At 58.6% G+C, this 22,391-nt stretch carries 22 protein-coding genes and 1 pseudogene; 20 read left to right on the top strand and 3 right to left on the bottom strand.

All coding sequences use genetic code 11. The features are described 5' to 3' along the window. The first annotated feature begins 139 nt into the window (after positions 1-139). The 7 genes from xylA to PD282_RS21130 all read left to right on the top strand — a co-directional run bounded on the left by xylA (position 140) and on the right by PD282_RS21130 (position 8,432). Positions 140-1,453: a xylose isomerase gene (xylA, locus tag PD282_RS21160; protein ID WP_274652931.1), complete on the top strand. Its 1,314-nt coding sequence runs from the start codon at positions 140-142 to the stop codon at positions 1,451-1,453. 19 nt (positions 1,454-1,472) lie between these two features. Further along, entirely contained in the window at positions 1,473-2,969 is a 1,497-nt protein-coding gene (xylB, locus tag PD282_RS21155; protein ID WP_274652930.1) for a xylulokinase, read from the top strand. 273 nt (positions 2,970-3,242) lie between these two features. Next, positions 3,243-3,947 (top strand): ABC transporter ATP-binding protein, encoded by a 705-nt coding sequence (locus PD282_RS21150; RefSeq protein WP_274652928.1) that lies wholly within the window; start codon positions 3,243-3,245, stop codon positions 3,945-3,947. 226 nt (positions 3,948-4,173) lie between these two features. Beyond that, entirely contained in the window at positions 4,174-5,475 is a 1,302-nt protein-coding gene (locus tag PD282_RS21145) for an ABC transporter permease (protein ID WP_274652926.1), read from the top strand. After that, positions 5,472-6,584 (top strand): RNA polymerase subunit sigma-24, encoded by a 1,113-nt coding sequence (locus tag PD282_RS21140; protein ID WP_274652924.1) that lies wholly within the window; start codon positions 5,472-5,474, stop codon positions 6,582-6,584. The genes PD282_RS21145 and PD282_RS21140 overlap by 4 nt, the downstream gene beginning before the upstream one ends. Before the next feature lie 65 nt (positions 6,585-6,649). Then, on the top strand, positions 6,650-7,057 hold the full coding sequence (locus PD282_RS21135; protein WP_274652922.1) for a hypothetical protein: 408 nt from the start codon (positions 6,650-6,652) through the stop codon (positions 7,055-7,057). A 187-nt stretch (positions 7,058-7,244) separates the two neighbouring features. Beyond that, positions 7,245-8,432 (top strand): cytochrome P450, encoded by a 1,188-nt coding sequence (locus tag PD282_RS21130; RefSeq protein ID WP_420832320.1) that lies wholly within the window; start codon positions 7,245-7,247, stop codon positions 8,430-8,432. 21 nt (positions 8,433-8,453) lie between these two features. Here the strand turns inward: PD282_RS21130 and PD282_RS21125 are convergent, their stop codons facing one another. Continuing rightward, entirely contained in the window at positions 8,454-9,743 is a 1,290-nt protein-coding gene (locus PD282_RS21125) for a BaiN/RdsA family NAD(P)/FAD-dependent oxidoreductase (RefSeq protein WP_274655401.1), read from the bottom strand. Positions 9,744-9,920: 177 nt separating this feature from the next. Here PD282_RS21125 and PD282_RS21120 point away from each other — a divergent pair, with 177 nt between their 5' ends. The 8 genes from PD282_RS21120 to PD282_RS21085 all read left to right on the top strand — a co-directional run bounded on the left by PD282_RS21120 (position 9,921) and on the right by PD282_RS21085 (position 15,249). Further along, entirely contained in the window at positions 9,921-11,606 is a 1,686-nt protein-coding gene (locus PD282_RS21120; RefSeq protein WP_274652917.1) for an ATP-binding protein, read from the top strand. Positions 11,607-11,740: 134 nt separating this feature from the next. Continuing rightward, a complete protein-coding gene (locus tag PD282_RS21115) occupies positions 11,741-11,890 on the top strand; it encodes a hypothetical protein (RefSeq protein ID WP_274652915.1) in 150 nt (49 codons plus the stop codon). A gap of 78 nt (positions 11,891-11,968) precedes the next feature. Beyond that, the gene (locus PD282_RS21110; protein ID WP_274652913.1) at positions 11,969-12,373 is read left to right on the top strand and encodes a DUF3905 domain-containing protein; all 405 of its coding nucleotides are present in this window, start codon (positions 11,969-11,971) and stop codon (positions 12,371-12,373) included. 108 nt (positions 12,374-12,481) lie between these two features. Further along, positions 12,482-12,916 carry a BrxA/BrxB family bacilliredoxin gene (locus PD282_RS21105; RefSeq protein WP_274652911.1) on the top strand — a complete coding sequence of 145 codons (435 nt, stop codon included), beginning with the start codon at positions 12,482-12,484 and terminating at the stop codon, positions 12,914-12,916. A 13-nt stretch (positions 12,917-12,929) separates the two neighbouring features. Beyond that, a complete protein-coding gene (gene nadE / locus PD282_RS21100; RefSeq protein ID WP_274652910.1) occupies positions 12,930-13,739 on the top strand; it encodes an ammonia-dependent NAD(+) synthetase in 810 nt (269 codons plus the stop codon). 83 nt (positions 13,740-13,822) lie between these two features. Further along, complete coding sequence (gene acpS, locus PD282_RS21095) at positions 13,823-14,215, top strand: holo-ACP synthase (protein WP_274652908.1); 393 nt, start codon at positions 13,823-13,825, stop codon at positions 14,213-14,215. Between the two features lie 37 nt (positions 14,216-14,252). Next, the gene (locus PD282_RS21090; protein WP_274652906.1) at positions 14,253-14,909 is read left to right on the top strand and encodes a FusB/FusC family EF-G-binding protein; all 657 of its coding nucleotides are present in this window, start codon (positions 14,253-14,255) and stop codon (positions 14,907-14,909) included. Between the two features lie 100 nt (positions 14,910-15,009). Beyond that, the gene (locus PD282_RS21085) at positions 15,010-15,249 is read left to right on the top strand and encodes a hypothetical protein (RefSeq protein ID WP_274652904.1); all 240 of its coding nucleotides are present in this window, start codon (positions 15,010-15,012) and stop codon (positions 15,247-15,249) included. A 47-nt stretch (positions 15,250-15,296) separates the two neighbouring features. Here the strand turns inward: PD282_RS21085 and PD282_RS21080 are convergent, their stop codons facing one another. Beyond that, the gene (locus PD282_RS21080) at positions 15,297-15,656 is read right to left on the bottom strand and encodes a c-type cytochrome (RefSeq protein WP_274652902.1); all 360 of its coding nucleotides are present in this window, start codon (positions 15,654-15,656) and stop codon (positions 15,297-15,299) included. Between the two features lie 170 nt (positions 15,657-15,826). Here PD282_RS21080 and PD282_RS21075 point away from each other — a divergent pair, with 170 nt between their 5' ends. Genes PD282_RS21075 through PD282_RS21065 form a run of 3 tightly spaced genes read left to right on the top strand, consistent with a single transcriptional unit; the run spans position 15,827 to position 18,841 of the window. Further along, complete coding sequence (locus tag PD282_RS21075) at positions 15,827-16,699, top strand: AraC family transcriptional regulator (RefSeq protein ID WP_274652900.1); 873 nt, start codon at positions 15,827-15,829, stop codon at positions 16,697-16,699. Further along, positions 16,696-18,183, top strand: a complete 1,488-nt coding sequence (mutY, locus tag PD282_RS21070) for an A/G-specific adenine glycosylase (protein ID WP_274652898.1) — start codon at positions 16,696-16,698, stop codon at positions 18,181-18,183. The genes PD282_RS21075 and mutY overlap by 4 nt, the downstream gene beginning before the upstream one ends. A gap of 25 nt (positions 18,184-18,208) precedes the next feature. Continuing rightward, on the top strand, positions 18,209-18,841 hold the full coding sequence (locus PD282_RS21065) for a bifunctional 4-hydroxy-2-oxoglutarate aldolase/2-dehydro-3-deoxy-phosphogluconate aldolase (protein ID WP_274652896.1): 633 nt from the start codon (positions 18,209-18,211) through the stop codon (positions 18,839-18,841). An 880-nt stretch (positions 18,842-19,721) separates the two neighbouring features. Here the strand turns inward: PD282_RS21065 and PD282_RS21060 are convergent. Further along, positions 19,722-20,615 (bottom strand): AraC family transcriptional regulator, encoded by an 894-nt coding sequence (locus PD282_RS21060; RefSeq protein WP_274652894.1) that lies wholly within the window; start codon positions 20,613-20,615, stop codon positions 19,722-19,724. 420 nt (positions 20,616-21,035) lie between these two features. Here PD282_RS21060 and PD282_RS21055 point away from each other — a divergent pair. Both PD282_RS21055 and PD282_RS21050 read left to right on the top strand, forming a co-directional pair. Next, positions 21,036-21,341: pseudogene (locus PD282_RS21055) on the top strand (Gfo/Idh/MocA family protein); the annotation flags it as partial. Between the two features lie 72 nt (positions 21,342-21,413). Next, on the top strand, positions 21,414-22,382 hold the full coding sequence (locus PD282_RS21050; RefSeq protein ID WP_420832319.1) for an ABC transporter permease: 969 nt from the start codon (positions 21,414-21,416) through the stop codon (positions 22,380-22,382). The last annotated feature ends 9 nt before the right edge of the window (positions 22,383-22,391 follow it).

Genomic DNA, 22,391 nt, shown 5'->3' with positions numbered 1-22,391 from the left:
ATAAATACTTAGTTTGTTTAATAGACAAACGAAGTTTTGGTGTGATATGCTTGTGGCAGAGCGCGTGAAGAGAACGTTTTCATTTTCATGTGCCGACCAAATTTGTCTATGAATTCATATTCAAGGAGGCCGTTATTCAATGAGTTATTTCGGTTCGATCGGCAAAATTTCGTACGAAGGCAAGGGTTCCGACAATCCGCTCGCTTTCAAGCATTACAATCCGCAGGAGGTTGTGCTCGGCAAAACGATGGAGGATCACCTCCGTTTCGCCATCGCTTACTGGCACACCTTCACGGGAACCGGTACCGACCCGTTCGGCGTCGGCACGGCGGTTCGCCCCTGGGATTTCGCCAATCCGATGGATACGGCGAAAGCGCGCGTCGAAGCGAACTTCGAATTCCTTGAGAAAATCGGCGTTCCTTATTACTGCTTCCACGACCGCGACGTTGCTCCGGAAGGCAGCACGCTTCAGGAAACGAACAAAAATCTGGATGTCATCGCCGACATGCTGGAGCAAAATATGAAATCGTCCGGCAAGAAGCTGCTGTGGAACACGGCGAACATGTTCACGCATCCGCGCTGGGTGCACGGCGCGGGCACGACGAGCAACGCCGACGTCTACGCCTATGCCGGCGCGCAGCTGAAGAAAAGCCTCGAGATCGGCAAACGGCTCGGCGCGGAAAACTACGTGTTCTGGGGCGGCCGCGAAGGCTACGAAACGCTGCTCAACACCGATATGGCGCTTGAACTCGACAACCTGGCTCGCCTGTTCCATATGTGCGTCGCCTACGCGAATGAAATCGGCTTTGACGCCCAATTCCTGATCGAGCCGAAGCCTAAGGAGCCGACGAAGCACCAATACGACTTCGATGCGGCGACGACGATCGCGTTCCTGCAGAAATACGACCTGCAGAAGCATTTCAAGCTGAACCTCGAAGCGAACCATGCGACGCTTGCCGGCCACACGTTCGACCATGAAATCCGCGTGGCGGCGATCAACGGCATGCTCGGCTCGCTCGACGCGAACCAGGGCGATCTCCTGATCGGCTGGGATACCGACGAATTCCCGACCGACCTGTACGCGACGACGATGACGATGTACGAAGTGCTGCAGGCTGGCGGCATCGGCAAAGGCGGCGTCAACTTCGACGCGAAGGTGCGCCGCGCCTCGTTCGAGGACGAGGATCTGTTCCTCGCCCACATCGCCGGCATGGACAGCTACGCGTGGGGCCTGAAAGCCGCTGCGAAGCTGATCGAAAGCAAGGCGCTGTCCGGCTTCGTCGAGAACCGCTACCGCAGCTTCCGCGAAGGCATCGGCGCCGACATCGTCGCCGGCAAAGCGTCGCTCGCTTCGCTCGAGCAGTACGCGATGCAGAACAACCCGATCAAGAACGAATCCGGACGCCAGGAACGGCTTAAGGCAATCGTGAACGAAATTATTTTCAGCGTGTAAGAAGGAGGTCCTCCATCAGATGGCTTATGTGATCGGGATCGACCTCGGCACCAGCGCGGTCAAAGCGCTGCTCCTTGATAGGAGCGGCGCCGTCGCCGCCGAAGCGTCGCGCAGCTACCCGCTCTTTCACGAGCATTCCGGCTGGAGCGAGCAGCGCCCGGACGACTGGGTGGAAGGGACGATCGAGGCTCTGCAAGAGCTGACGCGGACTTCCGGCATTGCGGCCGAAGAGATTGAAGGAATCAGCTTCTCCGGCCAAATGCACGGTCTTGTGCTGCTGGACGACAAAGGAAATCCGGTACGCAACGCGATATTGTGGAACGACACCCGCACGACGGCGGAATGCCGCGTCATCGAAACGGTGCTCGGCGAGAAGCTGCTCGACATCACCCGCAATCCGGCGCTGGAGGGCTTCACCCTGCCGAAAATCTTGTGGGTGCGCAAAAACGAGCCGGCGGCGTTCGCGAAAGCGGCGCTGTTCCTGCTGCCGAAGGACTACGTCCGCTACCGGCTGACCGGCGCGCTGCATATGGATTACTCCGACGCCGCAGGTACGCTGCTGCTCGACGTGGCGGGCAAAAAGTGGAGCGCCGAGGTGCTGAACGCGTTCGGCCTGCCCGACTCGTTCTGCCCGCCGCTCATCGAGTCGCACGGGCTCGTCGGCACGCTGCTGCAAGCGCAGGCGGAGCGCACGGGTCTGTCCCCGGCGACCAAGGTATTCGCCGGCGGCGCGGACAATGCGTGCGGCGCAATCGGCGCCGGCATTTTGCAGGAAGGGCTGACGATGTGCAGCATCGGCACGTCCGGCGTCATCCTGTCCTACGAGCAGGGCAGCGCCAGGGATTACAAGGGCAAGGTGCATTTCTTCAACCACGGCAAGGAGAACGCCTTCTATGCGATGGGCGTTACGCTTGCCGCCGGCTACAGCCTCAGCTGGTTTAAAAACGCGTTCGGCAAAGGCGAATCGTACGACGAGTTTCTCGCCGGCGTCGGCGAGGTGAAGCCGGGCTCGAACGGGCTGTTGTTCACGCCGTACCTGGTCGGCGAGCGGACCCCGCATGCGGATTCCGCGATTCGCGGCAGCTTCATCGGCATTGACGGCGCGCATGAGCGCGTTCATTTCGCCCGTGCCGTCATGGAAGGCATCACGTTCTCGCTGAACGAATCGGTCGACCTGTTCCGGCAGGCCGGCAAAACGGTCGATACGATCGTTTCGATTGGCGGAGGCGCGCAGAACCCGGTCTGGCTGCAGATGCAGGCCGACATTTTCGGCGCCGACGTCGTCGCGCTGGAGAACGAGCAGGGGCCGGGCCTTGGCGCGGCGATGCTCGCTGCATACGGCTGCGGCTGGTTCGACAGCCTGGAGGCGTGCGCGGACAAGTTCGTGAAGCGCGCATCGGTGTACAAGCCGCAGCCTGCGGCCGTCGAAACGTACGCGGGGCTGTTCCGCATTTACCAGCAGGTGTACGCGCAGACGCGCGGCATGAACGAAGCGCTCAAGGCTTACCGGGGTTAACCCGCTCCCCGTGAAGGAACCGCATTGGCTGAACGATACGTATCATTCCCCGAGGGGCGACCCGCGGGGATCTTTTTTTCTCTCTGCCATCGATTGTCAGCATGAAAAATAAAGGGGATTGGCGGACGGACGTCGAATTGAAGGGATACATTTGATAAAGGGCTTTCCAGTGAAAAGGGCGGCTCACCATCCCGTGAAGCGGGGCGCCGAATCACGTCTGCGGCAGGCGCGGCCATCCGCCGTCTTCCGTCCGTACGAACGAGGAGCTTGAACATGAACAACGTACTGAGCGTCAATATCCGGAAGGCCGGCTATGAGGCGGATGCCCCCGTCATCCGCGATATCGCCTTCCAAGTGGAGGAAGGGGAGCTGGTCGGCCTGATCGGCCCGAACGGCGCCGGAAAAAGCACGACCGTCAAGTCGCTGCTCGGCATGCTGCGTCATGTCGATGGCGATATCGAGGTCGGCGGAAGCCGCAAGCGCTGGGCCTACGTCCCGGAGCAGCCGGTGCTGTACGATTATTTGACGCTGTGGGAGCATCTTCAGCTTGCCGCGTCGGCTTATGGGCTGGGCGAATCGACGTTTACCGAGCGGGCCGAGCGGCTGCTGGAGCAGTTCCGGCTGACGCACGACCGGCACCGGCTGCCGGCGGGCTTCTCGAAGGGCATGCAGCAGAAAATGATGCTGATCGTCGGCTTTATGCTCGAGCCGGACGTCTACGTCGTGGACGAGCCGTTCGTCGGCCTCGATCCGCGGGCGACCCGCGATTTTCTGGCGCTGCTGGAGACGGAGCGGCGGCGCGGAGCCGGCGTCTTGATGTCGACGCACGTGCTCGATACCGCGGAGCGCATCTGCTCGCGGATTATCCTGATCGACGGCGGCTCCGTCGTCGCCCGCGGCACGCTGGCCGAGATCCGCGAGCAGGCGGGCTGCGCGCCGGGCGCCCCGTTGACGGAATGCTTCTACGCGCTGACGTAACGCGGACCGCTATAATTGAAAGCGGATGCATGCGAGCGCACAGCGGATGCTTTCGAAACGGGTTTGACTGACGCGGTTGAGCTTCACCCGAGCATATACTTCGCAAACGAGGCAAGATTAGCTGAGATCATGTTCCACCTAAGTTTATGCTCTGCAAACGAGGGAAGATTTGCTGCGATCATGTACCACCCGAGCTAATGCCTCGCAGCACTTTCAGGAGGCCCCTATGAATGGAATACGTACGGCGGCACGCAACCCGGGAGCGGGCCGCTTGATGCAATGGACGGTGAACGGGCTGTTCCGCCGCAGGCTCGCCCGTTTCTGGACCGAGCAGTGGCGGGTCTGGCGCACGGCGCTCGATTGGACGGTTTGGCTGTATCTGATCATCCCGGGACTGTGGATCGGCGCTGCGATGTACGCCTGGCAGTGGCATCATCCGGCCGAATGGATCACGCACGTGCCGCTGATTACGATCGAACGGGCTCCGTTCGTACTCGTTTTCGCCGGCCGGCTCCGGACATTCGCCGAGGAAGCCGACGTCCTGTTTCTGCTGCAGCGAAGGGAATGGACGCGGGGACTGTATTTGCGCGGCATGCTCTATACCGCGGCTGCGCTCGCTTTCGTCACGGCGCTCGCCTACGGGCTGCTGCTGCCGTATTTGTCGGCGCTGCATCAAGTGCCGCCGGGGCGGGTCGCGCTGATGGCGCTGTTCACGGCGGAGCTCGCCTTCCTGGCGGCGGTGCAGCGCAGCCTGGTTGAGGCTCGTTACCGCGGATTCCGCCGGTATGCGGCCAAATATGGCTGCGGAATCGCGCTAGCCGTGCTTTTTGCGGCGGCGGTCGTGCCGTCCGGCCTCCCGGAGCTGCTTCCCGGCGCCGCCGCAGCGGGGCTTGCCGCCGCGCTGTGGATCGGACGGGCGAAGCTTCGCGCACGTTATACGTTCGAGAGTGACGTGCAGGCGGAGCACCGGGCGCGGCTCGCCAGCACGGAGCTGCTGCTGCGCAATGTGATTGAGCGCCGTCCGCGCATTCCGCTCGGCAAGCCGGCTGTGCTGAGGCGCTCGAAGCGGCTGTTCAAACGGTTCGACGGCGGCACGATGCTTGCGGAAGCGGCGTTAAAAACGTTCGTCCGGCGGTATGCGCTGCTGCGTATTTGGCTGCAGTATACCGCAGTCGCGGCGATCGCGGTGGCGCTGACGCCGTTTGCGCTCAAGCTGGCGCTGATCGTCGTCCTGCCCGTGCTGCTCTCCCTTTGGGCGCAGTCGCATTGGCGCAGCTTCGCCGGCGAACCGTTCATCGCCCAATTCTCTTGGACGGATGAAGACCGTAAAAGGTCGGCGGAGCTGACCCGCTTGTGGATGATTGCGCCGGGAGTGCTGCTGCTCGCCGTCATTGCCGGACTGCAGCGGTACGGCGTTTGGGGACTGCCGCTTGCCGTCCCGTCGCTGGCCGTCTGGTACGGCATCAACAAAATCATGTCCGATATTCTGCTGCTTCGGAACCATCGGGAAGGGAGGAAACCATCGTGAACGATCAATATGTGCACATTACGAATGGAGATGCCGCCGCGGAGCGGATTCGCGCAAGCGGTATTCCCGGCGAGGTGCTGCCTTGGCGGGAAAGCTGGCTTGACGGCCCGGCGGAGCCGATCTGGGAAAGACCCGACGCAACCGCCCGAAGGGCGTCCTGGCTGGAGCGGGAGCTGGGCATTCCCGCTCCGGTCTATGCGCTGCAGCGCCGGGAGCTGCTGACCGCGCTGGACCGGGCCTGGTCGGGCGAAGCCGAGATCGTGCTGTGGTTCGAATACGACCTGTTCGATCAGGCCATGCTCGCCTCGCTGCTGCATCTGCTCAGCCGCAAGGCGGAAATTCCCCGCTCCTTCGGCCGGGCCCATACACCGGCCGCCGGGCGACCGGCCGGCGCTGTAAGCGCTGCCGGTACCGGAATGCCCGGCGGCGAAGCATGCCCACGGGAGCCGGTGCCTGGCTTGTCGTGGGTGATCGCCGATTCGTTTCCCGGCGTGACGGATTTTCGCGGTCTCGGGCAGCTGACTCCCGCCCAAATCGACTCGTTATGGCCGCAGCGGACGCCCGTCCTGACCGGACAGCTTGCCGCGGGCGCGAGAGCCTGGACCGCCTTTGCTTCGCCGGACCCGTCGGCGGTCGAAGACTGGCTGGGCCGGGACGCGGCGGTGCTGCCGGTGATGGCGGAGGCGCTGCGCGTTCACCTGAAACGGCTGCCGGCGAAGGAGGACGGCCTCGGCATCGTCGAGCGCACCGTGCTCCGGCTGCTGGAGCGGTCCGGCGCCTTTACGCCCGACAAATTGTTCCAGGCCGCATCGGCCGAGCTCGCGATGCTCGGCATGGGAGATCTTACGTTCTGGGCGGAGCTGAAACGAATGGCCGGCCGGCCGGTCCCGCTGATCGAGATCGAAGGCGCGGAGCCGCTCCCGTCGTTCACGGCGCCGCATCCGGCGGACTGGTCCATGTGGCAAATCCGCGCTGCCGGCGCCGGCCTGGAGGCGCTGAAAGGAAATCCCGTCCGCCGGAAGCGGGGAGACGGCGAATTCCACGGCGGAGGTCGCTGGCTGGGCGGTTATTTCGCAGCCGATTCATTTCCGAAGCCGCCGCGGGCATGACATGTCCGGAGATGGGATATTCTAATCGGGATAGGAACATTTTAGCCCGAAAGGAAAGAACCCGCATGAATAACGAAACCGCATTATGCTTTCATTTCAACGATGCGTCGGCCGCATCGGTCGCCTCCGGTACGCTGAAGGAGCTCGGCTTCGAAGCGGTCGTGCGTCACGGCCACGATCTCCATATCCGAATGAGCGGCGACGATCTGACCTCGGCGCTGGAAATCGCCCAGGCGCACGGCGGCCGGCTGGCCGTTCCCTCCGCCGAGGGCGAGCTGACGGGCATCGCCTACGGGATGGACGGAATCCGCATCCCCGCCCATGTCGTCAACGAGGACTGGATCGCGAGCGAGGAAGGGCTGGAGCAGGACGACCCGGGGCTCCGCAACCGCGACGACGATGCCGCGGGCGAGGACGATTTTTTCCCGGACGGCGGAACCTACAATTATCTTTCCGGCGACGTCCATACGTAAGGCGTCGATAATCGCGAACGACGGCCGGGATTCCGCATACGCGGCTTTTTGGACGGCGGTTCGCCCATGCAGTCACAAAAATGACACTCCATCCGGTTTGGGATAGGAGTGTCATTTAGCTTATAATGGAAAGGAAGGGGATTTGAAGCAGCCGAAACCGTGAACCAATATAAAGGAGATGAAGCGTATGCAGGAGGCCAAATTTGCGAGCTTGCTGATCATGCCGGAGCTTGACTCCGCCGAGAAGCTGCTGCAGCCGTTCGGCATTTTGTCGGAGCTGAGAAGGAAAGGCCCGGTACGATACGATGAAGCAAGAGCTTGCTGGGTCGTGTTAGCGTACGACGAGGTGCATCGGGTGCTCAAGGACCCGAAAACGTTCTCGTCGATCCGGGGCACCGCTGCAGGGCAAAACATTTTGTTCATGGACCCTCCCCGGCATACGCAAATGCGCGATCTGGTGAACAAAGCGTTCACGCCGAGAGCCATTCAGGAGCTTGCCCCCCGGATTCAATCGATCGCGGAGGAGCTGCTGGACCGGGTCGACGGAGACGAAATGGATATGGTGCACGATTTTGCCGCGCCGCTGCCCGTCATCGTCATCGCGGAGCTGCTGGGCGCTCCGGCGGAGGACCGGGACGATTTCAAAAGGTGGTCGGACGCGCTGGTCGAAAGCGCAGAGGATCTGACGGACGAAGCGTTCCGGGCCTTGATCGAGAACCGGAAGCGGACGTTCGAGGAACTCTTCGTCTATTTCAAAAGCATTCTCGAGGTGCGCGCCGCAGTGCCGCGGAACGACCTGATCTCCGCTTTGCTTGCAGCCGAAATCGACGGGATCAAGCTGACCGAGCAGGAAATTATCAGCTTCTGCATTTTGCTGCTGGCTGCGGGCAACGAGACGACGACGAATCTCATCACGAACGGCGTGCGCATCCTGACGGAGCAGCCGGCGCTTCAGGACGAGCTTCGCCGGACGCCGGAGGCCATTCCGGGGTTCAATGAGGAAGTGCTTCGGTACTATCCGCCGGTCATCGCGATCGGCCGGGTTGCCGCTCAGGATACCGAGCTGGGCACTCACCAAATCAAGGCCGGCGAACAGGTGGTCTCTATGGTGGGGGCGGCCAACCGGGATGAGAGCAAATTCCCGGAGCCCGACCGGTTTGATATGCACCGCAAGCCGAATCCGCATCTGTCGTTCGGCTTCGGCATCCATTTCTGCCTGGGGGCGCCGCTTGCGCGGCTTGAAGCGCAAATCGCGATGCAGGCGCTTCTCCGGCGGTACAGCCGGCTCGAACGTATTCCGGACCGGCAGCTCGTTCCGATCCAAAGCGCCTTCGTTTTCGGCGTGAAGCATTATCCGGTATCGATTAACAGGTAAAGAGGCGGGCGCGGCAGCGCTTTAGGACGATCCGGATAAGCTGCCGCGCTCCGCACCAAGCTTTGCGGCGCTCATGCCGGCCGTATAACCGGTCGTAAAAGCCGCCGTAATATTGTAGCCTCCCGTATAGCCGTGGATGTCCAAAATTTCCCCGCAAAAAAACAGGCCTTCCATCAGGTTGGACTGCATCGTTTTCGGGTCGACCTCCTTCAAATGCACGCCGCCCCCGGTTACGAAAGCTTCCTCGATCGAAAGCGTGCCCGAGATTTGCGCCGGGAACGCCTTCAGCAGCGACGCCATCGCGTGCCAGGGCTGCTTGGCGATGTTCGCGAACGTCGTTTCTCCGCCGATGCCGGATTTTTTGAGCAGAATCGGGATCATGCGCTCGGGCAGCATCGCTTTCAGCACGTTTTTGACGGCTTTCTTCGGCTCGTTCGCGGCAAGCGCCAGCGCCCGGTCGAACAGCTCTTCCGCCGTCTCTCCGGGAAACAGATCGATCGTGATTTTGACGCCCGGCACGCCGAATTTCTTCTTGATCTGATGCACGAATTGGCTGCAGCGCAGGGCTGTCGGCCCGGACAATCCGAAATGGGTGAACAGCAGATCCCCTTCGTGGCGGACGGCTCTCTTGCCGCCAGGATTCCAGACCGTCACTTCAATATTCCGCAGAGACAAGCCCTGCAGTTCCTTGCTTTGGATAAAAGCATCCTTCGAGACGAGCGGCACCTCTGTCGGAAACAGCTCGGTAATCGTATGCCCCGCTTCCTCCGCCCATTTGTAGCCGTCGCCGGTCGAGCCTGTATGCGGAACGGATTTTCCTCCCGAGGCGGCGATCGCGGCGCGGCAATCGATTCTCTCGCCGGACGCAAGCTCGACGCCGGCTACGGCCCCGTTTTCATAGAGCACGCGCTTCACGGGCGCGTTCACCTTCATGACGACCCCGAGCGATTTGGCTTTCCGGATCAGCGCTTCCACAACCGTCTTCGCTTTGTCGGACACGGGAAACATGCGGCCGCGGTCCTCCTCTTTCAGGCGGATGCCGAGCTTTTCAAAGAAGTCGGCGATGTCCTTGTTGCTGAAATTGGCAAGGGCGCTGTACAGAAACCGGCCGTTCCCCGGAATATTGCGGATCAGCTCGTCCAGTTCCTTGTTGTTCGTTACGTTGCAGCGCCCGCCGCCGGAAATCGCCAGCTTCCGGCCGAGCCGGTCCCCCTTGTCGAGCAAGAGGACGCTTGCGCCGTGGATGGCGGCGGCAATGGCGGCCATCAGCCCGGAAGGGCCTCCGCCGATCACGATTACATCGTATTTTATCAATTTACCAGTCTCCTTCTCTATGCTGTAAGTTTACCCAAACACGGAATAAAACAAAAGAGTTCGGCGGCAGGCGGAGACGATGAAAACGGCTGGTATCTATTATTGTAAAATTGTAGTAACTATGTTTTAATCGGAGATAGAAAAAGTTGCTGCGCAAGGGGGGATTCGTTTTTTGTGTGGGAGCATCTTCTGCTGCAAATCATTATTGCGCTGCTGCCGACATTCCTGTTTCAGCTCTGGCACGACCGCTCGATAAAACCCGCTGCCAGCCGGGCGCGCATCGGACTGCTGTTTGGCGCATCCGTCTTCCTCAGCTCGTCTTTGTTGTCCAGCGTCGACGGCTTCAACCTCAGCTTTTGCCTCGTGCCTTTGATCATCGGTTCGCTGTATGGCGGCGGAAAGGTGATGGGGGCTCTTTTCACTGTCATTATTTTGGCAAAAACGGTTTTATTCCACAACTGGTGGGAGCTAAGCCAATCCTTTACGAAGCTGGCTGCGGTCCTTCCGTTCCTTCTGGTCTTTAGCCGCCGCTACACGGCTTCCTCCCGCCGGGACAAACATCTGTCGTTACTAGCCATTACGACCTCGATGATGATCTCGCATGCCGCTTTGCTGATCGGATACTGGCTGACGGTTCATCCGCCGCTTTCGGATATGGACGTCTGTTTTATGGCGGTACATATGCTTCTTTATTACCTGACCACATGGGTGTCGGTGTTTCTGATCGAAAATTTTTACGAAAAGCAGGCGATTTCCGGCGAGCTTCTGCGCATGTCGGACAATTACCGGATCGAGGCGCAGAAGCTGCAGCAGTTTATCGAGGAAACGCCGCTCGGCGTGCTGCTGGTCGACGAACGCGGCCGCATAACCCATATTAACGACATGGCCGTTCGCCTGTTCCCGAATTATCGGCCGCAGAACGGGAGAGCGAGTCTGATTGGACGGACCTACGATATCCTGTTCGGCGGAGCCGATGGCGGCATCCTGACGGGGGTGCTGGAGCGCGCGTTGTCCGGACAGAAGACGGAATCGGAGCTGGCGGAGCAGCAGGGGAAAATGATTTTGAAATCCGCCATCGGCATCCGCGACGCCGAATCGGGGCGGATGGCGGGCGCGGCGGTGATCCTGCACGATATAACGGAAATTACCCGGCTGCGCGCCGAGCTGGGGCGGATCGAAAGGCTGAGCCTTGTCGGGCAGATGGCGGCGAGCATTACGCACGAGATTCGCAACCCGATGGCGGTCATCCGCGGCTTCGTGCAGCTGCTCCGCGAGCGCAGCCCGGAAGGCCAGGACGAATATTTTCGCATTGTCATGGACGAGCTGGACCGCGCCAACTCGATCATTACGGACTTTTTGTCGCTTGCCCAGAACCGGGTCATCGAGAAGATGAGCTGCTCGATTCATGGCATTATCAGCGAAATCCTCCCGCTGATTTGGGCGGACGCAAATCTCCGCGGCCAGTCCGTCGAGCTGGAGCTGTCGGATGACATGCCTCCTCTTGAGCTGAACGGCAAAGAGATCAAGCAGCTGATCCTGAACCTGGCACGCAACGGCATGGAGGCGATGGAGCAGAAGGGCGTGCTTCGAATTTCCACGGCCGTCAGCGAAGATTTTGCCGAGCTGCGCGTGGCCGATACCGGCTCCGGCATCCCGAAGGAAAAGCTGAACCGGCTGTTCGAGCCGTTCTTTACGACCAAGACAGGCGGTACCGGACTGGGGCTGCCGCTATGTCTCAGCATTGTCGAACGGCATGGCGGTCATATTGCCGTCGAGTCCGAGGAAGGCAAAGGAACGACGTTCATCGTCCGGTTCCTTCGGCGCGCCGCCGAACAAGAGGCGGCGGCCGCTCTGGAATAAGCGGCGCGGCGGTCCTGCGCAGCTCCCGGTGCGCAAAGACGGCGGCTGGCCGGTCTCCGGCTCGTATGCGAAGGCAGGCGGCGGATAGCGGAATTCGCCCGGGCGCATACTAGCGTTGGAAGGAGGTGCCTGCTGTGGAAAAGAACCAAGGGCTCGGGCAGCCGGCCGGCCGGCTGCCGGCGAAGGCGGACCCCGAGGCGGAGCGCCGGCGGCACAGCGCCGCCAAACCGGAAACGCCGGCCTACGACAAAAAAACGGACGGGCCGAACCGGCCGGCCGAATAGCGCGCATCCAACCGGACAGGAGATCACGCTCGTGACGCGAAAGAACGCGACAAAGCGAACGCTGAGGAGGACGACCGCATGAACGACAACCACGACAAGCAGCCGCAGGACGCCGAGTCGACCGTTCCCGCGGAAGGCAAAGACAATCCGGAGCTCGATCCGTATGAAATCGAATTCCTTCCCGAATTCCGGGAGGGGCGCGGCCCGCGGGCGCCTTTCGTCAACAGCAAGGACGTCGTGATCGGAGACCATATGTACGACTCGCCGAATTCGCCGCTGAACAACTGGACGACCGAGACCGATCCGGAGACGATGGCCGGCGACGAATGGGTGCATCCGTTCAAGGACGTCGGATTTTTGACGGACGAGAACCGCAATTATTTCGAGAAGGGCATCGCTCCCCAGGCGGGCGTCTTCATGCACCCGGACAAAAATACGTCCTATGCCGCCGAGGAAGCGGATCCGTCCGAGGACGACAAATAGACGACAGCCTGCAGCAGCCCGGGCGGCAAGCGCTCCGGACTGCTTTTTTCTTTGCTTTCATATAATAGCGGCGGTATAATGGGAAGAAAAAACGTAGGAGTGATCACGATGTCGATGTCATTCGAACGATATATGCTGGATATGATCCAGCCGATGCGCGATGAGCTGACCCGGCTTGGAATCGAAGAGCTGCGCACGCCGGAAGAAGTGGAAGCGAAGCTGCCGGACGCGAAAGGCACCGCGCTTGTCGTCGTCAACTCCGTCTGCGGCTGTGCGGCGGGCCAATGCCGTCCGGGCGTGGCGCAGGCGCTGCAGCACGATATTACGCCGGATCACCTGTTTACCGTTTTCGCCGGTCAAGATAAGGAAGCGACCGCGAAAGCGCGGGAATATTTTGCGCCGTATCCGCCGTCGTCGCCGTCGATTGCACTGATGAAGGACGGGGAACTGGTCTATTTTATCGAGCGTCATCAAATCGAGAACCGTTCGGCCGTTGAAATTTCCGCAGACCTGACCGCCGCCTTCGACTGGTTTTGCCGTTAAGAGGTGAACGAGAATGAGCCTGCAGCAGGAAGTTATTGAGCGACTCGGCGTGAAACCGGAGATCGACCCGGAAGCCGAAGTACGCAAACGCGTCGATTTTTTGAAGGAGCATGTTCGCAAATCCGGCACGACCGGCCTTCTGATCGCCATTAGCGGCGGTATCGACAGCGCCGTCACGACGGGCCTTTGCAAGAAGGCGACCGATGAGCTGTCGGCCGAAACGGGCCGGGAATATATGACGCTGGGCGTTTTCCAGCCGTACGGCGAACAGGCGGATATTGCCGACAGCTATGCGGTCGCGGAAGCTTTCAACCTGAAGTACCGGGTGGAAACGAATATCGAGGAAGCGGTGAACGAAATCGCCCTCGAGGTCGAGCACGGCTTCAAGTCGATCGGGATGCCGAGGCACTTGAGCCGCGGCGGGAAAGGCAACGTCAAGGCCCGTACCCGGATGGTCATGCAGTATGCGCTGGCGTTCGACCTGAACCTGCTGGTCGTCGGCACGGACCACGCGTCGGAAGCGATCACCGGCTTTTTCACGAAGTGGGGCGACGGCGCAGTCGACATTACGCCGCTCAGCACGCTGAACAAACGTCAGGTCCGCCTGCTCGCCTCCCATCTCGGCGTGCCGAAGAGCGTGCTGGATAAGGCGCCGACCGCCGGTCTTTGGGAAGGGCAAACCGATGAAGGCGAGCTCGGCATCACCTATGACGCCAACAGCGATTATCTCGAGGGTAAGGCGATCGACGACGAAGCGCGCGAGAAGCTGGAAAAGCAGTATTTGAAAACGTATCATAAACGGGACCCGATTCCCGGCATTTGATTCGGCAAAGAAAAGTGATCGCCCTCGTCCGCGCGTGAAGAATGCGCGCCAGCGAGGGCGATTTTGCGGGGATGGTGTGACGTATGATTACCGGTATCGGACACGACATCGCGTCGCTTGCGCGGATCGGCAGGATGCTGGAGAGCGGCATCGGCGAGCGCTTCATGCAGCGCATTCTGACCGGGGCGGAACGGGAGCTGGCTGCGGCTTGCAGCGGGGCGCGCCTCGCCGAATTCGTCGGCGGGCGGTTCGCGGCGAAGGAAGCCGTCTCGAAGGCGCTGGGCTGCGGCATCGGCGGCCGACTGGGCTTTGCCGATATTGACATCGGCCGGGACCCGCTCGGCAAGCCGCAGTGCCGTTTGTCCGCGCAGGCATGGGCGCGGCTCGGACTATCTGAGGCGCATACGGCCATCCATCTGTCGATTACGCATGAAGCGTCGCTTGCGTCGGCTTTCGCCGTCATCGAACGCGTATAACCCATTCGGGCGGGCACGCCCGTCGAGAGGAGGAAGCATGACCCAGCCTTTTATTCGCAATCATCAATGGAATGTCATGAAACAGCAGGCATCGTTCATCCAGAATACGTGGCGGACCGTCACCGATCCGGTGATCGGCAATGCGGTTGCCGTGGAAGCGTCGCTTAAGGTGGCGCGGCTGTTCGAACGCGAGCCGGAGGAGCGGCGCAGGCTGATCGAGCCGTTTGCGGCCCTGAAAACCGAGGATGAATTTTCATCCTTTTTCGACGGCTTGAAGCCGTATATCGTACGTTTACCTCCGGTCACCGAGAAGCAGCTGCAGCGGCTGTTTCCGAAGGCGCGGAGGCTGCCGGTGCCGGATGCGGCCGCGTCGCAGCACGGCGCATTGACGTACCGGAGCTGGCTGGATATCGCGACGAACAAGTGGTATCTCATCTACGAGCTGCACGGCGAAGCGGTCGGCATCGAAGGAAGAAGCACCCCGGCCCCGAAAAAGAACATATGCACGTTTTGCGGCGGCTTCGGCGAGGTGACGTTCGTCTCGGCGGTAACCCGGGCGAAATCGTCGATTTCACCGGATTATTACAAATCGGTCGGTCACTATATTTGCGCCAGCGAAGAAGCTTGCAATCTGCGCATTACGGACGTCGGCAGCCTGGAGCGGTTTATCGGCGCCGTGCTGGCGCACGCTTGAGCTTCCGGCCGCGGCCGGATACCGTTTTCACCTTTTGCCTAAACTGGAATGCAACGTGACTAAAGGCAAAAATGCTGAAACGGAAGGGGGCTTGGCGGCGATGCTTGGTTCTGCGGATCGTGACGGTTTCAAGGGGGGAAAACGGTTTTCGGCCGGGCAGCCGGTGCCGGCTGACGGGCTGTACGACGATATCTGGGGAAGCCGTCTGCCTCTGGTGAGAGGGGACCGGTTTCCGTGCGACCCGGTGATGGGCCGCTCGAAGTGGAGGTATGCCGGACCGCTGCTCGCGGAGCCGGCGTCCGGCCGGCTCCGCGCGGGAGCAGACCCGGGCCGTGTTTGATAATTGAAGCGTCTTCCGGCTACGTATGTAAGCGTTTCCCTGGTGAGCTATTTCTTTGCCGCCAGCCAGGTTGCCAGCTTGTCGATTTCGTCCGCGCTGAGCCGGCTGCCGAATGCGGGCATGCCGCCGCCGCCGTCGCGGATTTGCGCCGCAATCTGCTCTTTCGTCATCCGCGCGCCGACCTTTTGCAGATTCGTCGCCTCCCCCATGCGGCCCTGAAGAGCGGTGCCGTGACAGGAAATGCAGTTGTTTTTTTCGAAAATGGCGACCGTGTCGGCCGGCCCTTCCAGGCTTTTGGACGAGGACCCGGAGCAGCCTGCGACCGCCGTCAGCACGATGAAGCCCGCCGCGGCTAACCCGATCGCCGATTTAGCCGATTTATTCATCCGTCTTGTCCGATTGTTCACGAATCGTTTCAACTCCCTGCAGTGGTAAATAACGCCAAACGCTCACGTTTCAAGTATATTCGCATTTTAGGGGCGGAGCAACTCGCGCGGGTTGCGATACCTTTTTTGCCCGATCGCACGTATAATGATAGGTATAACATCTTAGGGCATACATGACGTGGGAGCAAGCGATGAAACTTACCGGCAGAATGATTCTTCACAATCAATTCCGGCATTTCCAGGCGGATGTGTTTATGGCGGCGTTATCCGCTCCGGGGCCGCATTGGCAGGCGGATTCGGTTGCCGATTATAACCGGTTCTGGCTGTTTAAGAGAGGAACAGGCCTACTTACGGTCAACGGGCAGACGCACGAGGTAGCACCGGGTCAGCTGTATTTGCTTCCGAGGGGCGCCTCCGTCTCGTACGGAAACGGCGGCGAACCGGACTGCGAGCTGTATTGGTGCCATTTTCGGGCGCCGGTCGGCGATATGCGGATGTTCGACCTGCTGCAGCTGCCGGCCGGCGTGACGCCGAGTGCCGCCAGCGATGCGGAGGGCCTGTTCGATAAACTGCTTCGCGCGTACCGTTCGGAGCGGTTTACGAAAGAGCTGCGGCAGCGGGCCGCGCTGCTGGACATCGTGGCCTGCTATCTCGAATGCTGCGACTTGAGCGACGAGAAGCTGCATGCGATCGAGGCGCTGGAGACGCTCAATCCCGTGCTCGAATATATCGAGGATCATCTCCAGGAGAACATCGGCGTGGACAAGCTGGCGCGGCTGGCTTATTTGCACCCGAACTACTTTATCGGGTTTTTCAAGCATGTTGTCGGCAGCTCGCCGATTCAATACGTGAACGGCCGGAGGCTCGAGCGCGCCAAGCGGCTGCTGGAGGAGACCGGCGCCAGCATGTCGGACGTTGCCAGAGAGGTCGGGCTGCAGAGCCACTACCTGTCGCGAATGTTCAAGCAGCATACGGGCCTGACGCCGAGCCGCTACAGACAAATTTATCAGCATGCGCACGGAGAAAGCTCCGTCGCTGGCGAAGGATGTGACGAGGAGCTGTGACGACGGAAGCGGCCGGCTATTTCAGCCGCGAGCTGTTAGGCTGGTACTTGGAAAATAAAAGGGATTTGCCCTGGCGGCAAAACCGCGACCCGTACCGGATCTGGGTGTCGGAGGTAATGCTCCAGCAGACGCGGGTCGACACGGTCATTCCCTATTACGAGCGGTTTATGAACAAGTTCCCGACCGTCGCCGCGCTGGCTGCGGCGCCAGAGGACGAGGTGCTCAAGTGCTGGGAAGGGCTTGGCTATTATTCGCGGGCCCGCAATTTGCAGGCAGGCGCGCGCGAGGTGGTCGAGCGCCACGGCGGCATCATTCCGGGCGACAAGCAGGCGGTTTCGGCGCTGCGCGGCATCGGCCCTTATACGGCCGGAGCGGTCCTCAGCATTGCCTTCAACGAGCCGGAGCCCGCGGTGGACGGCAACGTGATGCGCGTGCTGTCGCGCTATTTCTGCCTGGAGGACGACATCGCGAAGCCGTCCACCCGGGCCGGACTGGAACGCCTCGCGGCTTCGCTCATCCCGGAAGGAGCCGCCTGCGATTTCAACCAGGCGCTGATGGAGCTCGGCGCCCTGGTTTGCACGCCGAAGTCGCCGGGCTGCCTGACGTGCCCGGTCGTGGCGCACTGCGAAGGGCGCGCCGCCGGCAGGGAGCATGAGCTGCCGGTGAAGACGAAGGCGAAGCCGCCGCGGCCGGAAACGCGGCTGGCGGCGCTCGTCGCCGGCAGCGGCGCCTATGCCGGCTGCGTGCTGGTGCGGCAGCGTGCGGACAGCGGCCTGCTCGCGCGCATGTGGGAGCTGCCGCATGTCGCGGACCCGCAGGGCGCGGGCGGCGAAGCTGCGCCGAAGCGTCGCGGGCGGCGCGCCGCTTCGGCAGGGGCCGGTGCCGCCGCAGGCTGGGACGGCGGCGATGCTTTTGCCGCGGCGGCTGCGGAGCGGGCCGGCGAGCCGCCGCAGCGGATCCGCGCAGCGCAGATGGATGCGCTGTGCCGGCAGCTTGCGGCCGAGGACGGCCTGCTGGTGCGGCCGACCGGCTGGTGGGGCGAAACCGAGCATACGTTCAGCCATATCGTATGGAGCGTGCAGGTGTTCGAGGCCGAGTTCGGCTTCGTCCTCGAGCAGGCGGCTGCGCTGGATGCGCCGGAATCGCCGGCAGCCCCGGGCATCTACCCGGCAGGGGGAGCTCCAGTCGGCGCGATGCTGGCCGCCGAAGCCCCGGTCGGCTATCAGGCGGGCGATTCAGGCGCTTTACGCGGCCATGATCTGGCAGACACAAGCCGGCCGGGTCATAGCCCTAGCCCGACGCTCACCGATGGGACCGCTGCCCGGGACCGGATGGACGCAGGTATCCCGCTCGCGTCCGATAACGCCGTCGCGCAGCGGCTGCCGCGCGGCTACCGGTGGATCGGTCCGGAGCATATGCGCGAGCTTGCGTTTCCAAACGTATTTCTGCGTATTTTGCGCGATTATTGGGACGGGCGCTATTAATCGAACGGAAATGGGGGAGACGGTCATGAGCGAAATGCTGAACCGGCTGCTGAAGGATAAAATCGTCGCGATATTTCGCGGCATTGAGGACAGGCATGCCGACCCGGCAGGCGAGGCGCTGCTGAACGGCGGCATTACGATGATGGAAGTGACGATGAATACGGACGGCGCGCTGATGGTGATCGCCCGCTGGCGGGAGAAATTCGGCGGCAGGGCGGCGATCGGCGCCGGAACGGTGCTTGATCTGGAAATGGCGAAGGATGCGGTAGCCGCAGGCGCACAATTTCTGATCTCGCCGAACCTGGACGAGGCGGTTGTCGCCTATGGCATCGAACGCGGCGTGTCCGTCTGGCCGGGCGTCATGACGCCGACCGAAATCGTCCGCGCCTGGAAAGCCGGCGCCGATGCGGTCAAAATTTTCCCGATGGGAGCTCTCGGATGGAAGTATTTGGCAGAAATTCGTGCGCCGCTGAACCATATTCCGATGATGGCCACGGGCGGCGTTGACCTGCATAACATCGGCGATTATTTCAAAGCGGGCGCCAGCGCGGTCGGCATGGGCAGCAAGCTTGTCAACCTGGACTTGGTGCGGGAGGGGCGCTTTGACTTGATGACCGAGCATGCACGCAAGTTTACCGAAGCGGTGAAAAGCTTTTGACCGGATAGAAACGAAGCAGGATCATCCCAAGCGCGGCTGCAGCCGCGCCTTTTTTCGTTGCCGGCCCGCGGCAATTTCCCGGAACAAAAAAAGGAGCCTGCGGCATCAGTCGCAGGCTGCAAGAGAGAATATATAATAAAGGGGGGTCATGGTTACATTATAGGACGCGATTATGAAAGGAATATGAAGGGAACATTACAGTTTCATTACAATGGTTAGAACTTTCTCAGATTGAACGTAAGTAAGTAGTGATGGAGAGAGAAAATAAAGTTCTTTAATTGCAGCATCGTTGATCGGAATAGCTTTGTCGGCTATTGCGATGATTATTATGCGACGGAGAATAGGCAGGCGAAAAATGGGGAGTATTAGTGGTAACAATTGGGCATTTATTGAAATTGGATATTCGTATTGGTACAGTATGCCACTCTCGATCCCATGAAAGCGATGATCACGCGCTTTACTGACATGGATAATAAGTAATCGGACCAGGGGAATTTTTGGCTCGATTACTTTTTTTTTCGCTGGACTAATGCAACTCTAAGCAAATGATGTGCGACCGAAAGCGCCGAAATAGGAGCGTCTGTTACAAGATTTGCATCCTCAGGGTGTTCGGAATTGGAAGTATAAAAGGAACTGCTTAACCGCAATATAGTTATATTCTGGCGCAATGCCCTGTCACTTCTGTCCAGGTTGCCTGTGATACGATTGGAGCAGCAAATCTTTGGCTTAAAACCTGGCGAAAAGAGGAGATAAGGTCATGTGCACTTCGTTGCTTGCCAAGATAATTGGACAGAAATAGAACCGAAAGGGATCATTTGTAAGCGCATGCGATTGGTGGCGTTTCGATAAATTATAACAGTTAAATTAGTATTATAGATCGTCATTGATTCGACTCGGTGGATTCAACTAAATATAACCATTTTTTGCGGTATTGATGGGGCGAAAGGCCAAATTTCTTCTTAAAGATTTTGCAGAAATATGAACAGTTTTCAAGTCCAATCGATTCGCCGATCTGAGCGACCGTGTGATTGGTCGTGGTCAAGAGTTTTACTGATTCCTGCAAACGCCGCTCATTCAAATAATCTGATAAGGTCATTCCGACCCATTCCTTAAACCGATGCGAGATGTGGTAGGGGGAGAGATGTAATTCGATTGCCATTTTATTTAAACTCAGCGGTTCAGTGTATCGAGCTTCCAGCCATGCGAGAATGCGTTCGACTTGACTGGGCGTACGGATGGCACTTATTTCGACCTGACGTTGATAGCGTTCCCACACCGACTTAAGTTGATAAAAAAAAGCGACGAGAAACAACGAAAACTCTTCTACATTCGTCTGTTTCCGATTTTCCCAGATTTGGAACACGGAATGGAATTGATCCGCTTCATCAAGGTTATATAGGCACGGAGACTGGAGCTTGCTGGTCAGAAGTCCCTTATAGAATGCAAACAAACTTGGCCATTTCTCGAAGTAAGCATCATACAGCAACGGTTCAAATTGAATGATCGAGCGGACGAAAGGGGTCTCTTCCGTCATCTCCAATTGAATATGATGCAATTGATAAGGTTGAAATACGCAAAGCATACCTGGTATCACTTCGTAGCTTTTTTGATCGACGATGAATCTGCCTTTTCCTTCATGAATGATCATGATTTCCAATCCTTGATGCGCATGGAATGTTCCTTTGTACCAGTCTGTCCCTGTGCTTTTGCGTCGATATGCATAATGAAGAAAAAATTCGTGGTAGGGGTATGTCGTTATGAAATTAGAAGGCACCGGATTCACATCCTTTCTATAACAAAGTTTACAGTAAGTAAACAATACCGACAAGAAATCGACCCACAATGTTTCCAAGGAGTGAAATGATGATGATAATAAGTGGCTCAAAAAAATCAGTGCTTGACGAAATAACCCGAGGTTGAAAATGGAAAAACATCTGCTAATCCTGTATTGTTGTAAGTCCTACCAAACAACAAAAGGAATAGACAGATGCAGACTCAGTATATCAATGAAATGCTCAACTTGCCAGAGCTAAAGAATCACCAAATTCTGTCCATCGATGTCGATGGGCTTCACATAAAAGCCCAGCCTATAGACGACAAGCAAAGGGAGCATTTCCGTTTGCGGTGATCGGACTCGATCACGGACACATTTTCGGAATGTGCAGCGGACTTATCGAAGCAGGCGGACAACAGCACGTGGGGAGACGGCCGTACGATTATTTTGGGCACCGATGGTTATATCGAATTGCGCAAATACGTGGATATAGCGAGAGAAAAGGGCGGCGGACACGTATACCTCGTTAATCATGAGGGGGAGTATCATTTCGACGTAACGGGGAAGATCGGATATCCGTTTTTCGGAGAACTGATTCTGGACTGTTTAAACCGTACGGAGATTGCGATGACGCAGGAGCACGCCTTTAAAGCGGCCGAGTTTTGCCTGCTGGCGCAGCGCGATGCCAAACTGATTGAAGGCGTAGGGCAAAACGTGAGCCAATAATATTTCCGTAACGGGAGACCGAGACCGTCCGCGGTTTGCTCGAAGGAGTTAGTAGAATGGAGGTTGTAGTTTATGCAAGCAGCGAAGAATAGTGTTGCTTTGGAAAAAAAAGATGTCGTCCAAGAGCCGGTGCAAAAAAAGAAAGGATTGTTTTACTATATAAGAATGGATTTCGTGCTTTACCTGATGCTGCTTATTCCGGTTTTATATATCGTGGTATTTAAATATGTACCCATGTACGGCATACAAATTGCTTTTAAGGATTACAACATTTTTCAGGGCGTCAGCTTGAGTCCGTGGAATGATTTTGCAACGTTCAAGCAAATTTTTTCATCACCCCAATTTTATCAAGTTGTTCGAAACACGCTGGTGCTTAACGGTTTGGATTTGATTGTGGGATTTCCAGCGCCAATCATTTTGGCGATTTTAATTAATGAACTGGTATGGAATAAGTTTAAAAAAATAAGCCAGACTATCCTGTATCTGCCGCATTTCCTTTCCTGGGTTATTATTGGCGGCATTGTTACACAGTTGCTTTCTCCTACGGGAATGTTTAACTCCTTGCTTAGCCATTTGGGCAGTGAATCGGTTCCTTTTCTCACGAACAAATATGCATGGGTTGCAACTTATTCTTTGGTTGGAGTATGGCAGAACGCAGGCTGGGGTACCATTTTGTACCTTGCTGCCATGACGGGAATTGACAGGCAGCTGTATGAAGCTGCAGATTCAGATGGAGCCGGTCGATTTAGGAAGATATGGCATATTACGCTGCCAGGGATCAGACCAACCATTGTGATCCTTCTGATTCTGCAGATCGGCAATCTGATGGCGATTAACTTCGACCGTCCATTCAACCTTCAAAACAACCTGGTTATGGATTTTGGCGACGTTATCAGTACCTATGTTTATCGTGTAGGTATTCAATCGGCGAACTTTTCAGTCGGTGCAGCTGTCGGCCTGTTCCAGTCCGTTATTTGCTTAATATTCCTGTTAAGCTCTAATTTTATTACCCGTAAATTAGGCGAAAACGGAATTTGGTGAGGAGGTACT

It is taken from the genome of Paenibacillus humicola, from assembly GCF_028826105.1.
In the GTDB taxonomy this organism is placed as follows: Bacteria; Bacillota; Bacilli; order Paenibacillales; family Paenibacillaceae; genus Paenibacillus_Z; species Paenibacillus_Z humicola.
This window is presented reverse-complemented; position numbering and strand designations above follow the sequence as displayed.

Excerpts from the sequence above, each read along its gene's own strand:
- PD282_RS21135 (WP_274652922.1), top strand. The coding sequence starts at position 6,650 with ATGAATAACGAAACCGCATTATGCTTTCATTTCAACGATGCGTCGGCC.
- PD282_RS21075 (WP_274652900.1), top strand. The coding sequence starts at position 15,827 with ATGAAACTTACCGGCAGAATGATTCTTCACAATCAATTCCGGCATTTC.
- PD282_RS21050 (WP_420832319.1), top strand. The coding sequence starts at position 21,414 with ATGCAAGCAGCGAAGAATAGTGTTGCTTTGGAAAAAAAAGATGTCGTC.
- PD282_RS21130 (WP_420832320.1), top strand. The coding sequence starts at position 7,245 with ATGCAGGAGGCCAAATTTGCGAGCTTGCTGATCATGCCGGAGCTTGAC.
- acpS (WP_274652908.1), top strand. The coding sequence starts at position 13,823 with ATGATTACCGGTATCGGACACGACATCGCGTCGCTTGCGCGGATCGGC.
- PD282_RS21110 (WP_274652913.1), top strand. The coding sequence starts at position 11,969 with ATGAACGACAACCACGACAAGCAGCCGCAGGACGCCGAGTCGACCGTT.
- xylA (WP_274652931.1), top strand. The coding sequence starts at position 140 with ATGAGTTATTTCGGTTCGATCGGCAAAATTTCGTACGAAGGCAAGGGT.
- xylB (WP_274652930.1), top strand. The coding sequence starts at position 1,473 with ATGGCTTATGTGATCGGGATCGACCTCGGCACCAGCGCGGTCAAAGCG.
- PD282_RS21105 (WP_274652911.1), top strand. The coding sequence starts at position 12,482 with ATGTCGATGTCATTCGAACGATATATGCTGGATATGATCCAGCCGATG.
- PD282_RS21090 (WP_274652906.1), top strand. The coding sequence starts at position 14,253 with ATGACCCAGCCTTTTATTCGCAATCATCAATGGAATGTCATGAAACAG.
- PD282_RS21065 (WP_274652896.1), top strand. The coding sequence starts at position 18,209 with ATGAGCGAAATGCTGAACCGGCTGCTGAAGGATAAAATCGTCGCGATA.
- PD282_RS21150 (WP_274652928.1), top strand. The coding sequence starts at position 3,243 with ATGAACAACGTACTGAGCGTCAATATCCGGAAGGCCGGCTATGAGGCG.
- PD282_RS21145 (WP_274652926.1), top strand. The coding sequence starts at position 4,174 with ATGAATGGAATACGTACGGCGGCACGCAACCCGGGAGCGGGCCGCTTG.
- nadE (WP_274652910.1), top strand. The coding sequence starts at position 12,930 with ATGAGCCTGCAGCAGGAAGTTATTGAGCGACTCGGCGTGAAACCGGAG.
- PD282_RS21085 (WP_274652904.1), top strand. The coding sequence starts at position 15,010 with ATGCTTGGTTCTGCGGATCGTGACGGTTTCAAGGGGGGAAAACGGTTT.